Here is a 13,253-nt window from a genome sequence, read left to right as displayed (position 1 = left end):
ATCGGCTTGCCGCCACGCCCCTGAAATACTCCGCCGCCGTCAAATAGGCCGCCGTGCGCCCGGCTGCGCTCCATTCCTGTTCCAGCGGCGCGTCGCCAATCACCACCACCGAAGCGCCAGAGAGACCGCGCTCCTGCATCACGCCTTGCAGCCTGGCGCGCATCGCGCCCCAGCCCTCGGTAAAGACCGGCGCCTGGCCCGTGGCATCCAGCATGGCATTTGCCGCCAGCACCCGTGCGGGCTGCAACGGGCGGTGGACCAGCGCCAGACGGCTGGCGCCGGACACCTCTGCCAGGACCGCGCCCTCGGGCTCTGGCAGCATCGGGTTGCCAAACAGCCGTAGCGCGTTGGAGGAAAACAGCAGCCCCAGCACATCCTGCCCCGAGGTCTGGCGCACCTTGGCATAGGTCTTGTAATCCATGCCCAGCTCTGCCGCCCGCTTGATCCGCATCTGCAACACCAGCTTGGGGATGGTATTGGGCATCAGTTTCTTCTGCGCCGAGCGCCAGGCATGGGTGCGCCAGACCCGTCCCGGCTCCATGCTCGGCCCGCCGTTATGTCCCAGACCCGCGTGCGTCATCACAATGTCTCCTGCAAGCGCGCCACATAGCGGGCCAGCGTGTCGATCTCCAGGTTGACCTGATCGCCAAGGCTGACATCGCCCCAGCTGGTCACCTCCTTGGTGTGCGGGATGAAATTGATGCCGAAATCGCAGCCCTCCACCTCGTTCACCGTCAGCGATGTACCGTTCAGCGCCACCGAGCCCTTGGGCGCGATAAAACGCGCCAGCGTCTTGGGCGCGCGCAGGGTGACGCGGGTGCTGTCGCCCTCCTCGCGGATCGCCACCACCTCGGCGACCCCATCCACATGGCCCGATACAATATGACCGCCCAGCTCGTCGCCGACCTTGAGGGCGCGTTCCAGATTGACCCGCTTGCCCATCGCCCAGGCGCCGAGATTGGTCTTGGAGACGGTCTCCGCCGAGATCTGCACATCGTACCAATCCGGCCCCAGCGCCACCACGGTCAGGCAGACCCCATCCGAGGCGATCGAGGCGCCCATGTCGATGCCGGAGGTGTCATAGCTGGTCTGGATCCGCGCCCGCAGGTCGCCCTGCTGCTCCAGCTCGATGATGGTTCCCACATCGGTGATGATCCCGGTGAACATGGCTGGTCTCCTTCCTGTTCCGGCGCCGCGCGGGCGCCGCTTCCGCTCCAGAGCTAGCCCCTGGCGCGGCAAGGCTCAAGAGGGCGCTTGCCCTGGGTAAGCATCTGGTCATAGTTTCGCCCTAGATTGGCGTTAACAGATTTGAACCACGCCCAGATTTTTTGCAGCTGTTTCACGATCCCCCGATGCGGACCTGCCCAACGGCTGCCAGCAACCAAAGGACCCGCGCCGCCCATGCTGCCCCCGCCCGCAGAGACCCGCAGCTTCCTGTTCCTGCAAGGCCCGCATGGGCCCTTCTTTGGCGCCCTGGGGCGGATCCTGCGCAGCGCTGGCTGTCAGGTGCATCGGGTGGGGTTCAACGCCGGCGACCGGGTGTTCTGGCCCGAGCGCAAAACCTATATCCCCTATACCGAGGCCCCCGAGCACTGGCCCGCCCGCTTCACCGAGCTGCTGGAGCGCCATGCCGTGACGGATATCGTGCTTTATGGCGATACCCGCCCGATCCATGCGCAGGCGGTTGAAATCGCCCGGGATCGTGGCCTCACCGTGCATGTCTTTGAAGAGGGCTACCTGCGGCCCTATTGGGTCACCTATGAGCGCGGCGGCTCCAACGGCCATTCCCGCCTGATGCAGATGCAGGTGCCGGAGATGGAACAGGCGCTGGCGCGCAGCGAGCTGGAAATGCCGCTGCCCCCCGCCCATTGGGGCGACACCCGCCAGCATGTGATCTATGGCGCGCTCTATCATTGGTTCGTGATGTTCTGGAACCAGAGCTATCGCAACTTCCGCCCCCATCGCGCGCTCTCGGTGACCAAGGAATTTCAGCTTTATATCAAACGCCTGCTGATGATGCCGTTGCAGGCGCTGGACCGGCGCATTGCCACCGCGCGCATTCAGGGCGGCGGCTTTCCCTATCATCTGGCGCTGCTGCAACTGGAGCATGACAGCGCCTTTCAGACCCATTCGCCCTTCTCCACCATGACCGAATTCCTGGAACGGGTGATCACCGGTTTTGCCGAGGGCGCGCCGCGCCACCACCATCTGGTGATCAAGGCGCATCCGCTGGAGGATGGCCGGGTGCCAATCCGGCGCGAGCTGCGCCGTCTGGCCCGCGCCCATGATGTCGCCCACCGCGTGCATTACGTGCGCGGCGGCAAGCTGGCCGCCCTGCTCAACGAGGCGCGCACCGCCGTCACGGTGAATTCCACCGCCGGGCAGCAGGTGCTCTGGCGGGGGCTGCCGCTCAAGGTCTTTGGCGATGCGGTCTATGACAAGCCGGAGTTCGTCTCCACCCAGGATCTCGCCACCTTCTTTGCCGCGCCCGCCCGCCCTGATGGGCGCGCCTACAAGCAATATCGCCGCTATCTGCTGGAAACCTCGCAGCTGCCCGGCGGGTTTTACTCGCGCTCCGGGCGGCGACAATTGCTGCGTCAGGTGGTGGATATGATGCTGGCGGCCGATGATCCCTATGACGCGCTTCTGGCCGGGACAGCAGCGCCTCGGCAACACTTGCGGGCCGTGACCTGAGTCCCGATGCACCCCAGACTGGATTTTTGCGTGACACTGCGCTAATTTGCACTCAAAACTTGAGGCAAAATAAACATAGGTCGAGGAGACCGAGCAGTGAAACCCACGCAATTTCGATGGGCTCGCCCCGTGGCCCTGATGGCTGCGGTCGCCCTGGCCGCATCCTGCGGGCTTCCCAAAGTCGGCCCGAACAAACGCCAGATCTTTGCTGGTTCGGTGCAAAAACAGGGCGATGCCTTTGTCGTCGCCGTCAATGATCGGGTGGCACGCGCCACTGCCGTGGTGCCTGCGCTTGGCTTTTCCGATCAGTTCAGCAAGGCCGCCGTGCTGACCTCCGACATTATCCGCCCGGGTGATGTGCTGGGGCTGACCATCTGGGAAAACGTCGATGATGGCCTGCTGGCCAGCGCCGGTGCCAATGCCACCCCGCTGGAAGAGGTGCAGGTCGATGGCGCGGGCTATATCTTTGTGCCCTATGCAGGCCGCGTGCGCGCCTCGGGCAACACCCCGGATCAGCTGCGCGAAGCGATCACCAAGAAGCTCGAAGATCAGACCCCGGACCCGCAGGTGCAGGTGCGCCGCATTGCCGGGGATGGCTCCACCGTCAGCCTGACCGGTGCGGTCGGCGGCCAGGGGGTCTATCCGATCGAACGGCCCACGCGGACGCTCTCGGCGATGCTGGCGCGCGCCGGTGGCGTGGTGATCGAGCCGGAAATCGCTCAGGTTTCGGTCATTCGGGGCAATGAAACCGGCAAGATCTGGTTTGAGGATCTTTACGATCACCCGGAGCTGGATATCGCCCTGCGCAATGGCGACAAGATCCTGGTGGAGGCCGACACCCGCGCCTTTACCGCGCTTGGCGCCACCGCCGCCCAGGCCCGCGTGCCTTTTGAATCCCAGAACCTCTCGGCGCTGGAAGCCATTGCCCAGGTCGGTGGCCTGATTGCCACCGCCTCTGATCCGACCGGCGTCTTTGTGTTCCGCAACGAGGCGGCGGAAGTCTCCAACCAGGTGCTGGGGCGCGACGATCTGGTGGGCGCACAGCGGATGATCTACGTGCTGAACCTGACCCAGCCCAACGGGCTGTTCATCGCGCGGGATTTTGTCATCCGCGATGGCGACACCATCTATGTCACCGAAGCCCCCTATGCGCAGTGGACCAAAACCCTGTCGCTGCTGGTCAGCCCGGTCTCTACCGCCGCGAGTGTCGAGACGCTGTTCGGCGGCTGATCACATTATGACCCTCTGGCCAAAGCGGCATCCAGATGCACAGGAAACCGGGAGCGATCGCTCCCGGCTTTTTGTCTATAACGGCGGGTTTCTGACCCAGCGCCGGGTGCGGCGCATTCTGGAGCTCGCCGGCTATGACATCCGCCTTGGCCTGCCCAGGGAGGGCGATCTGGTCGGCATCTGGGGCGACAGCCCCACCGCCCATCGCGGCAAGAAAATCGCCAAGGAGCATAACGCCCCCCTGCTGCGCATTGAAGATGCCTTCCTGCGCTCGATCCTGCCGGGGCGCGATGGCGAGCCGCCGACCGGGTTGCTGATTGATCGCAGCGGCGTGCATTTTGACCCGATCCTGTCCAGCGATCTGGTCACCCTGCTGAAGACCGCCCCCCTGGATGACAGCGCCCTGATGCGCCGTGCGCGCGATGCCATGGCGCGGCTGCAAGATGCGCATCTGAGTAAATACAACGCCTTTCACCCCGATGTGCCACCGCCCGAGCCCGGCTATGTGCTGGTGATCGACCAGCTGCACGGCGATGCCTCGGTCAAGGCTTCGGTGCCCTTTCCCGGCGCCGATCAGGGGCGGTTTCATGAAATGCTGGCCTTTGCGCAGGAGGAAAACCCCGGCGCAAGGGTGTTGATCAAGACCCATCCCGAAAGTCGCGCGGGCCACCGCCCCGGCTATTTCAGCGCCCGTGACGCCAGTGACCGGGTGGAGCTTTTTGACGCGCCGGTCTCGCCGCATCTGCTGCTGGAAGGGGCGATCGGCGTCTATACGCTGTCGTCGCAGCTGGGGTTCGAGGCCATCATGGCCGGTCACAATCCGCGCGTCTTTGGCCAGCCGTTTTATGCCGGATGGGGGCTGACGCAGGATGAATTCCCGCCGCCGGGGCGCAACCGCCGCCTGACCCGGGCGCAGCTCTTTGCCGCCGCGATGATCCTCTATCCGACCTGGTACGACCCCTATCATGATCGCCTCTGCGAACTGGAGCAGGTGATCGACGGGCTGGAGGCCCGGGTACGGGCCTGGCGCGAGGATCGGGTGGGCTGGAGCGGGTCGGAAATGCGCCTGTGGAAACGCAGGCCCTTGCAGCAGCTCTTTGGCCAGCACAAACGCATGAGCTTTGCCAAGGATGCCGCGAGCGCCAAGAAGAGCGGCAAGAACTGGATGGTCTGGGCGGGCAAGGCCGACGAGCGCCACGCCGGGGCCTATCGGCTGGAGGATGGCTTTCTGCGCTCGCGCGGGCTGGGGGCCGAGTTGGTGCCGCCCCTGTCGCTGGTGCTGGATCGCCAGGGGATCTATTACGACCCCAGCCGCCAGAGCGACCTTGACGATCTGATCCGCGAGCGGGTGCGTCTGACACCGCAGCAGGAGCGCCGGATCGAGACGCTGGTGATGCGGCTGATCAAACATGAGGTGACGAAATATAACCTCGACGGCGATCTCCCCGAGCTGCCGAAGGGCCATCGGGTGCTGGTGCCCGGGCAGGTCGAGGACGATGCCTCGATCCGGCTGGGCGCGGGCAAGATCAACAGCAATATGAAGCTCTTGCAGGCGGTGCGCGCGGCGCGCCCCAATGCGGTGATCATCTATAAGCCGCACCCGGATGTGGAGGCGGGCCTGCGCAAGGGGCGGATCAAATCCGCCGAGACCTGGGCCGATGTGGTGGCGGAGCAGGCCAATCCGGCGGCCCTGATCGACAGTGTTGATGAGGTCTGGACGATGACCTCGCTCCTGGGGTTCGAGGCGCTGCTGCGTCGGGTGCCGGTGACCTGTGTCGGGCTGCCGTTCTATGCCGGCTGGGGGCTGACCCGCGACCGGCTGGAGGCACCCCATTGGCGCGATGCGCGGCCCGGGATCCTCAGCCTCGCCCATGCTGCGCTGATTGATTATCCACGCTATTTCGACCCGGTCTCCGGCCTGCCCTGCCCGCCCGAAGTGGCGGTGGATCGGCTGATCTCGGGCGATCTGCCCGCGCCGGGACAGGTGAACCGCAGCCTGTCCAAGCTTCAGGGGCTGTTTGCCTCCTTTGCGCCGCTCTGGCGGTGAGAGCGGATGCGAGGCTCTGCCTCGCGCTCCGGGATATTTATAAAAAGATGAAGAGGGCGGGCGGTATCTAGGACTCGGGGCGGCGCCAGCGGTGCAGGATGTCAGGGCCGATGGCGCGGGTCTCGATCAGGGTAAACCGGGGGGCGTCTTGCAGCCGACCGATGCCGAGGGCACCGATGGCGGGCAGCCCTTCGGCGCCGATGCTCACCCCGGCGGTGAAGCCGATCAGCTCGTCCACCAGATCATGCGCCAGAAGCGTCGCCGCCAGCGCGCTGCCGCCCTCGCAGAACACCCGCGTCAGCCCCGCCTGCCCCAGCTGTTGCAGCAGATCATGCGGGTCCAGCTGGGTGCCGAGGGTGGCGCAGGGCAGAAGCCTGGCGCCCAGCCCCTGCCAGGCGCGGATGCGCTCGCTGTCGGCCCCGATCCCGTGACACAGGTAGAGCGGGATGTCCCTGGCGCTGCGGGCGAGCTGGCCCATCAGCGGCAGGTCGAGGTGGCGCGAGACCACCACCCGTGCGGGCTGCGCATCGATGCCGAGGTCGCGCACCGTCAGCGACGGGTCATCCGCCCGCGCAGTGCCCGCGCCGACCATCACCGCGTCATGGCGGGCCCGCATAGCATGCACGACACGGCGCGCCTCGGGCCCGGTGATCCATTTGCTCTGGCCTGATCCGGTGGCGATGCGCCCGTCGAAACTGGCGGCGAGTTTCAGGGTCACAAAGGGGCGGCCCTGTTCGGTTTTCAGAAAGAAACCTTCGTGGTCAAAGGCGGCCTCATCGCTGCGCAGCCCGGTGGTGACGGTGATGCCAGCCTGGCGCAACATCGCCAGGCCCTGGCCGCTGACGCGCGGATCGCTGTCTTCGATCGCGGCAACCACGCGCGCCACGCCCGCGTCGATCAGCGCCTGGGCACAGGGGGGCGTCTTGCCGTGATGGGCGCAGGGTTCGAGGCTGACATAGGCGGTGGCGCCGCGTGCGGCATTGCCCGCCTGCGCCAGCGCCATGGGTTCGGCATGGGGGCGGCCACCGGGCTGGGTCCAGCCCCGGCCCACCACGCGGCCCTGTTGAACGATCACGCAGCCCACTGCGGGGTTGGGCCAGCAGCGCCCCTGCCCGCGCCGCCCGAGCGACAGGGCCAGCGCCATAAAGCGGTCATCGGATGTGGTCACGGACATGGGCTTTCCCGACTTGGAGACGGCGGTCAGGCTTCGGGCGGCTCCGGCGGGCGCAGCTCGTGTACGAAATCCTCAAAATCATCCGCCGCCTGAAAATTCTTGTAGACGCTGGCAAAGCGAACATAGGCCACGGTGTCGATCCGGGCCAGCGCCTCCATCACGATCTCGCCGATCTTTTTCGATGGAATATCGGTGTCGCCCATGCTTTCCAGCCGCCGCACGATGCCGGAGATCATCTGATCAATGCGCTCGGGATCGACCGGACGTTTCTGCATGGAGATGCGGATCGAGCGTTCCAGCTTGTCGCGGTCGAAATCCTCGCGGCGGCCATTGGTTTTGACCACCACGAGATCGCGCAGCTGCACCCGCTCATAGGTGGTGAAACGACCGCCGCAGGCCGGACAGAACCGGCGACGGCGAATGGCGACGTGATCCTCCGCCGGGCGTGAATCCTTCACTTGCGACTCGACACTTCCGCAAAACGGGCAGCGCATCTGCCGGCTCCCTTCCTCATGGTAACAGTTCTTGTGCGCGGACTGGCGCAGTTATCCACAACTATAGGGGAGCAGCTAGGGTTTGGGTAGAGGAGAAATCACACCGCTAGACCTTGTCGGTGAGAGCGCGGTAAGGATGGCGGGGTCTCGACGGGCGAAATGGGACAGCTTTCGCGCGGTATTTGGCGCGCCTCTGCGCTCGTTACGTAAAATTAACCATAAAACAACGTGATCCCTGTTTGCAGAAGGTAAATTAAGTCTAAACTGGCCCTGGGTGTCGCTTTGGGAGGCGGCTGTTGCAGATCATCACCGGGGGGTGGAATGAGCGGAAACAACGACGTCACGGGCGCATTGCGCGTGCTTGACGAAAAACTTGAGACCTTGGGAACGATGACAGAGGTCAATTCGTTCCTGATCACCGCATTGCGCGAACATGAGCAGGATCTGATGCGGATGGACCCGCAGGAAACCCGGGCGATGTTGCGCCGCAAAGCGCGGGATCTGTTCCGCCCCGACGGTGGCCGCGCCCCGAATGCGGCAGCCCTGGCCCTGTTGGAAGAAACGCTCGGCAACGGCCAAAGCGCCGAGATCATTGCCTTTCCCGGCCCGCGCCGAGGCGCCGCAGACTAGCGCCGCGCGCGTCCCAACAGCGCAAACAGGCGATCAGAAGCCCGACAGCAGCGGCGGCATCTCGTTGCAATAGCTGTCGGCAGAGGCAACGCTGAGCGCATCGCCCGGCTTGAAGCTATAGATGCGCCGCACGAGCGGCTGCGGTGTTTCACGCGCCACCGGATCGAGGGTGAAGACCACCGTATTGATCCGCCCGGAAACCTCGCCCAGGGCGAGGCCTCGTTTGACATAGATATCCTGCGACCACGCCGCGCCCAACGCCTGTTGGGCATAGCGCGAAGCGGCGCACCAATAGCGCGCGCCATCCGAGCCGATCGGCGGCACCACCTCAAAGCCACCACCGGGCGCTGGGTAGACCTTGGCCTGAGCTTCGGCCACGAAGTAGAGCCCCTTGGCCCGATCCGCCGCGGCCTGCTCGGCGATCTGGTCACAGCCAGACAGAAGCAGCCCCGCGCCCAGCCCGAGAGAGAGCAGCGACAGCGCGGAAGAACGGAAAACAGGCATGAAAGTATCCTTGGCTTGGGCCCGGCTGAGATCGCGGGCCTGGGCGAAAATCTTTGGGGCGTGCCCCTCTGTCCTATGTAGGATCTGCGACCGCGGCTGCCAAGCCCTGCACCGCCGCCATTGTGGATCGGTCAAATGGAACACTGGCAGGCCAGCGCCACGCGGGGCACGATACGGCCGGGCGTTGCCTTCGGATAGTTGACATTATTAATGTCATTATGACATATATGATGTCATGAACAAGGCACAAACCCTTTACGAGCTTGTCTGGATGTCCCGCCCGCTGATGCAGGCGGCGGAGGCCTGTGTCGAGCGGGGCCTGACCGACACAGGCCTGACGGTGCGCATGCGGGCGGTGTTGGAAATGCTGCTGGCCCATGGGGCGATGCCGGTTCCCGAGATCGCCGCCAGGCTCGATATCCAGCGGCAATATGTGCAGCTGATGGTGAATGAGACCCTGGCGTCGGGCTTTACCGTGCAGCAGCCAAACCCCCGCCACAAGCGTTCGCCGCTTGTGGGGCTGAGCGATCAGGGGCGCGAGCTGATCCGCGACATCACCCAAAAGGAAATGGATCTGATGGCAGCCATGGGCGCGGGTTTTTCCGACGCGGAGGTGGCAAGCGCACTGCGGGTCGTTCACGCGGTGACCGCAAAACTGAAAACACTGGCAGGAGAGGCAGAATGATATTCGCCTATATAGTTGGCGCGGCGGTTCTGGGCGCCTTCCTTGTGCTTTTCTATGCGGCATGGCGCATTGGCGTGGTCAGCCGTGGCACAAAAATCGGCGCGCGGGACAAGACGGCCTTGCTGCTCGTCGATCTGCAAACGGTGTTCTGGGACAGCGGCCCCTATGACGAGGCGGCCAAATCCGCCGCGCAAGAGGTCATCCTGGACGAGATCAAAGCCGCAAAGGCGCAGGGCCTGCCGGTGGTGGCGGTGCGGCAGGAATGGTCCCTGCCCTCCAGCAAGCTGCTGGCGCGGCTGTTCATGAAAGGTCAGGCCATTGAAGGCAGCGCCGGCACAGAGATCGCCGCCCCCTTTGCCGGGTTGGCGGATCATGTGGTGGTGAAACGGGTGCAGGACGCATTCGACACCGGCGAGCTGGATCGGCTTCTGGCAGAGCTGAACGTAGGGCGGCTGCGCATTCTGGGGCTGGATTTCAACTACTGCGTCCACAAGACCGCGCTGGCGGCGCGCAACAGGGGCTATGCGGTGACGGTGCTCAAAGGCGGCAGCCTGGCCGCAGGCGCCACGGCGCGCGCCGAGCAGCGGATGGCCGACAGCGGGGCAATCTTGCAATAACGCAGTGTGAACGCCGCCAAACCACAAGAGCCAAACGAAAAAGGCGCCCAACAAGGGGCGCCTTTTCTGCATTTGATCCCGAGGGCTCGGGGCTTACTGATCCAGGAAGCTGCGCAGCTTGCGCGACCGGCTGGGGTGTTTCAGCTTGCGCAGGGCCTTGGCCTCGATCTGGCGGATCCGCTCGCGGGTCACGCTGAACTGCTGGCCAACTTCTTCGAGCGTGTGGTCGGTGTTCATGCCGATGCCAAAGCGCATCCGCAGAACCCGTTCCTCGCGCGGGGTGAGCGAGGCCAGCACGCGGGTGGTGGTTTCCTTGAGGTTTTCCTGAATGGCGCTGTCGAGCGGCAGCACGGCATTCTTGTCCTCGATGAAATCACCCAGCTGGCTGTCTTCCTCGTCGCCGATGGGCGTTTCAAGGGAGATCGGCTCCTTGGCGATTTTCATCACCTTGCGGACCTTTTCCAGCGGCATTTGGAGCTTTTCGGCCAGCTCTTCCGGCGTCGGCTCGCGGCCGATTTCATGCAGCATCTGACGACCGGTGCGCACCAGCTTGTTGATGGTCTCGATCATATGCACCGGGATACGGATGGTGCGCGCCTGATCGGCGATCGACCGGGTGATCGCCTGACGGATCCACCAGGTCGCATAGGTCGAGAATTTATAGCCGCGACGATATTCGAATTTATCCACCGCCTTCATCAGGCCGATGTTGCCTTCCTGAATGAGATCAAGGAATTGCAACCCGCGGTTGGTGTATTTCTTGGCAATCGAGATCACCAGACGCAGGTTGGCCTCGACCATTTCCTTCTTGGCCTGGCGGGCTTCTTTCTCGCCTTTTTGAACCTGCTGCACGATGCGGCGGAATTCAGAGATATCAAGCCCGACGTATTGCCCGACCTGCGCCATGTCGTTGCGCAGTTCTTCGGCCTTGTCGGAGGAGCGTTCGATAAACATCTGCCAGCCCCGGCCCGGCTTTTCGGCCATTTCGGCCATCCAGTTCGGGTCCAGCTCGCGGCCACGATAGGCATCGACGAATTCACGACGGTTGATGCGGGCCTGGTCGGCCAGCTTGACCATGGCGCTGTCGATCTGCATCACCCGGCGGTTGATGCCATAGAGCTGGTCAATCAGCGCTTCGATCCGGTTGTTGTGCAGATGCAGCCCGTTCACCAGTTCGACGATTTCCGAACGCAGCTTCTGATAGGTGGCCTCGTCGGTCTTGGAGAAGGAGCCATCCTCGTTCAGCGTCGCCGAGATCCGCAGATCCTGCATTTCCGACAATTTGGCAAAATCGCTGGAGATCCGCTCCAGCGTTTCCAGAACCCGGTCCTTCAGCGCCGCTTCCATGGCGGCGAGGGACATATTGGCCTGTTCGTCGTCATCGTCATCGTCGTCGTCATTGTTCAGGATCGGATTGCCGTCGGCGTCCAGCTCCGGGCCGGCATCCTTGTCCTTCTCCGGTTTCGCCGTCACGCCGCTGGCATCAACCACCGGTTCCGCCACGCCCTCGCCGTCCTCATCCAGCTGGTTGCCAAAGGTGGCCTCCAGGTCGATGACGTCGCGCAGCAGAATATCCTCGGACAGAAGTTCGTCGTGCCAGATGGTGATCGCCTGAAAGGTCAGCGGGCTCTCGCAGAGCCCGAGGATCATGGTGTTGCGACCGGCCTCGATGCGCTTGGCGATGGCAATTTCGCCCTCGCGCGACAAAAGCTCGACCGAGCCCATCTCGCGCAGATACATGCGCACCGGATCGTCGGTGCGGTCCAGCTTCTCGGCGCCGGCACCGGCCACCGCAACCTCGCGGTTGGATTCGGTCGAAACCAGTTCGGTGGAGCCTTTGTTCTCCTCCTCCTCGGCCTCTTCATCCTCGATGATGTTGATGCCCATTTCCGACAGCATGGACATGACGTCCTCGATCTGTTCGGAGGAGACCTGATCCGGCGGCAAGACCTGGTTGAGCTGATCGTAGGTGATGTAGCCCTTTTCACGGGCCTCTGCGATCATCTTCTTGACATTGGCCTGGCTCATGTCGAGCGACACGTCGGCGTCTTGGTTGTCTGGCTTGCGGTCGTCGGTATCTTTGGCGGCCATTCAATGCTCCTCTACGGGGCTGCGGGCGATTCGGTGGGGCGAATCATTAGCGCGGTCATCTGATTCGTCACCCCGTTTACCCAATTTTTCTCTAGGCTTCTTTAGCAAAACGTCACATCGCGGCGTCCCGGCCACAGTTAACGGCCCGAATCGCGGCGGATTCTGTCACTTGCTGTTGAAACCGATTCGGTCGAGCAGGGCGCCAAAGGCATCGCGTTCATCCCGGTTGAGCCGCGCCCCGTTTTCGCCCACGTCATATGTTGCCTTATCCTCATTCTCGCTACGTATGGCCCGGTTGCGGGCCTCCGCGGCCTGACGCAAACGCCAGGTCAGCGCCTCATCCGCCAGCCCATCCAGATCTTGCTCGGCTTCGGCCAGTTCGGCATGCAGCCCGGCAATGCTTTCGAGTTTCGCGAATTCCTCGGCCAGGGTCAGGCTGGCCATATCCAGATCGCCAGGTTTGCGCACGCAGGGGCTAATTGCCACATGGCGCAGCGACAGCAGGTTTTCAAGAGCATCCGGGCCCAAAGCCATCGCAATTTCATCGCAAAGTCGCTCCGGCGCGTCAATCCCGTAGCGCAACACAAGATCGCGCAGATGGGCGTGGTCCGGGTCCTGACACTGAAGCCGCTCCAGGTTGATCTCGAACTCCGGGATCACCGTCGGCGTGGTGATCGCGGTGGCCAGGATCACCGCCTCGCGCACCCGGGCAAAGTCGCGTTCTTCCGCCCCGGCCACGATCGAGGCGCGGGTGGTGGCGCGCGGCGGTGGCGGTGCGCCCCATGGCGTCCGGCTGCCGTCCCGAAATCCGCCAGCCGCGCGGGAGCCCGATTTATAGCCGCCCTGACGCAGACCATAGCCGGAAGCCCCCTGCCCGCCCGCGCCGCGATTGCCGCGAAAGAGCTGAAAGCGCAGCTCTTTGATATCATTGGCGTAATGCATGCGGATCGAGGGATCGCGGATCAGTTTGATCTTTTCGCGCAGGGATTTGTCCAGCGCCGCCTTGCGCTCCGGGCTGTCAAAGACGCGCCCCTCGGTCTCGCGCTGCCATAGGAGCCGCACCATCGGGATGGCCTGCTCCAACACC

12 protein-coding genes and 1 pseudogene are annotated in these 13,253 nt (G+C 64.0%); 6 read left to right on the top strand and 7 right to left on the bottom strand.

Annotated features, from left to right (window positions below):
- Both HCZ87_RS16435 and HCZ87_RS16430 read right to left on the bottom strand, forming a co-directional pair.
- Positions 1-580: hypothetical protein (locus tag HCZ87_RS16435; RefSeq protein WP_167645439.1), on the bottom strand; the 580-nt coding region annotated here is incomplete at its 3' end.
- Positions 580-1,167 (bottom strand): riboflavin synthase, encoded by a 588-nt coding sequence (locus tag HCZ87_RS16430; protein WP_167645437.1) that lies wholly within the window; start codon positions 1,165-1,167, stop codon positions 580-582. The genes HCZ87_RS16430 and HCZ87_RS16435, both read right to left, overlap by 1 nt.
- A 234-nt stretch (positions 1,168-1,401) precedes the next feature.
- On the opposite strand from HCZ87_RS16430, the gene HCZ87_RS16425 reads away from it, so the two are divergent.
- The 3 genes from HCZ87_RS16425 (at position 1,402) to HCZ87_RS16415 (ending at position 5,971) form a co-directional block, all read left to right on the top strand.
- The gene (locus HCZ87_RS16425) at positions 1,402-2,694 is read left to right on the top strand and encodes a capsule biosynthesis protein (RefSeq protein WP_167645435.1); all 1,293 of its coding nucleotides are present in this window, start codon (positions 1,402-1,404) and stop codon (positions 2,692-2,694) included.
- A gap of 138 nt (positions 2,695-2,832) precedes the next feature.
- A complete protein-coding gene (locus HCZ87_RS16420; RefSeq protein WP_175582300.1) occupies positions 2,833-3,924 on the top strand; it encodes a polysaccharide biosynthesis/export family protein in 1,092 nt (363 codons plus the stop codon).
- A 7-nt stretch (positions 3,925-3,931) separates the two neighbouring features.
- Positions 3,932-5,971, top strand: coding sequence for a capsular polysaccharide biosynthesis protein (locus HCZ87_RS16415; RefSeq protein ID WP_167645431.1), 2,040 nt, complete (start codon positions 3,932-3,934; stop codon positions 5,969-5,971).
- A 67-nt stretch (positions 5,972-6,038) separates the two neighbouring features.
- Here HCZ87_RS16415 and ribD read toward each other — a convergent pair whose 3' ends face one another.
- Together ribD and nrdR are read right to left on the bottom strand one after the other, a co-directional pair.
- Positions 6,039-7,145: a bifunctional diaminohydroxyphosphoribosylaminopyrimidine deaminase/5-amino-6-(5-phosphoribosylamino)uracil reductase RibD gene (gene ribD / locus HCZ87_RS16410; RefSeq protein ID WP_303048854.1), complete on the bottom strand. Its 1,107-nt coding sequence runs from the start codon at positions 7,143-7,145 to the stop codon at positions 6,039-6,041.
- 26 nt (positions 7,146-7,171) lie between these two features.
- Entirely contained in the window at positions 7,172-7,639 is a 468-nt protein-coding gene (gene nrdR / locus HCZ87_RS16405) for a transcriptional regulator NrdR (protein ID WP_167645429.1), read from the bottom strand.
- A gap of 321 nt (positions 7,640-7,960) precedes the next feature.
- Here nrdR and HCZ87_RS16400 point away from each other — a divergent pair, with 321 nt between their 5' ends.
- Entirely contained in the window at positions 7,961-8,269 is a 309-nt protein-coding gene (locus tag HCZ87_RS16400) for a hypothetical protein (RefSeq protein ID WP_167645427.1), read from the top strand.
- A 33-nt stretch (positions 8,270-8,302) separates the two neighbouring features.
- Here HCZ87_RS16400 and HCZ87_RS16395 read toward each other — a convergent pair whose 3' ends face one another.
- Complete coding sequence (locus HCZ87_RS16395) at positions 8,303-8,773, bottom strand: hypothetical protein (RefSeq protein WP_167645425.1); 471 nt, start codon at positions 8,771-8,773, stop codon at positions 8,303-8,305.
- 235 nt (positions 8,774-9,008) lie between these two features.
- Between HCZ87_RS16395 and HCZ87_RS16390 the strand changes: the two genes are divergently transcribed.
- Together HCZ87_RS16390 and HCZ87_RS16385 are read left to right on the top strand one after the other, a co-directional pair.
- On the top strand, positions 9,009-9,458 hold the full coding sequence (locus HCZ87_RS16390; RefSeq protein ID WP_167645423.1) for a MarR family winged helix-turn-helix transcriptional regulator: 450 nt from the start codon (positions 9,009-9,011) through the stop codon (positions 9,456-9,458).
- Positions 9,455-10,075, top strand: a complete 621-nt coding sequence (locus HCZ87_RS16385; RefSeq protein ID WP_167645421.1) for a cysteine hydrolase family protein — start codon at positions 9,455-9,457, stop codon at positions 10,073-10,075. The genes HCZ87_RS16390 and HCZ87_RS16385 overlap by 4 nt, the downstream gene beginning before the upstream one ends.
- Before the next feature lie 93 nt (positions 10,076-10,168).
- On the opposite strand, the gene rpoD is transcribed toward HCZ87_RS16385, so the two are convergent.
- Both rpoD and HCZ87_RS16375 read right to left on the bottom strand, forming a co-directional pair.
- Positions 10,169-12,166 carry an RNA polymerase sigma factor RpoD gene (gene rpoD, locus HCZ87_RS16380; protein ID WP_167645420.1) on the bottom strand — a complete coding sequence of 666 codons (1,998 nt, stop codon included), beginning with the start codon at positions 12,164-12,166 and terminating at the stop codon, positions 10,169-10,171.
- 165 nt (positions 12,167-12,331) lie between these two features.
- Positions 12,332-13,253 (bottom strand): annotated as a pseudogene (locus tag HCZ87_RS16375) (DNA primase); the annotation flags it as partial.

Source organism: Phaeobacter sp. HF9A (assembly GCF_011806385.1).
Classification (GTDB): domain Bacteria; phylum Pseudomonadota; class Alphaproteobacteria; order Rhodobacterales; family Rhodobacteraceae; genus Epibacterium.
The sequence above is the reverse complement of the archived record's forward strand: the minus strand, read 5'-3'. Positions and strand labels throughout refer to the sequence as shown.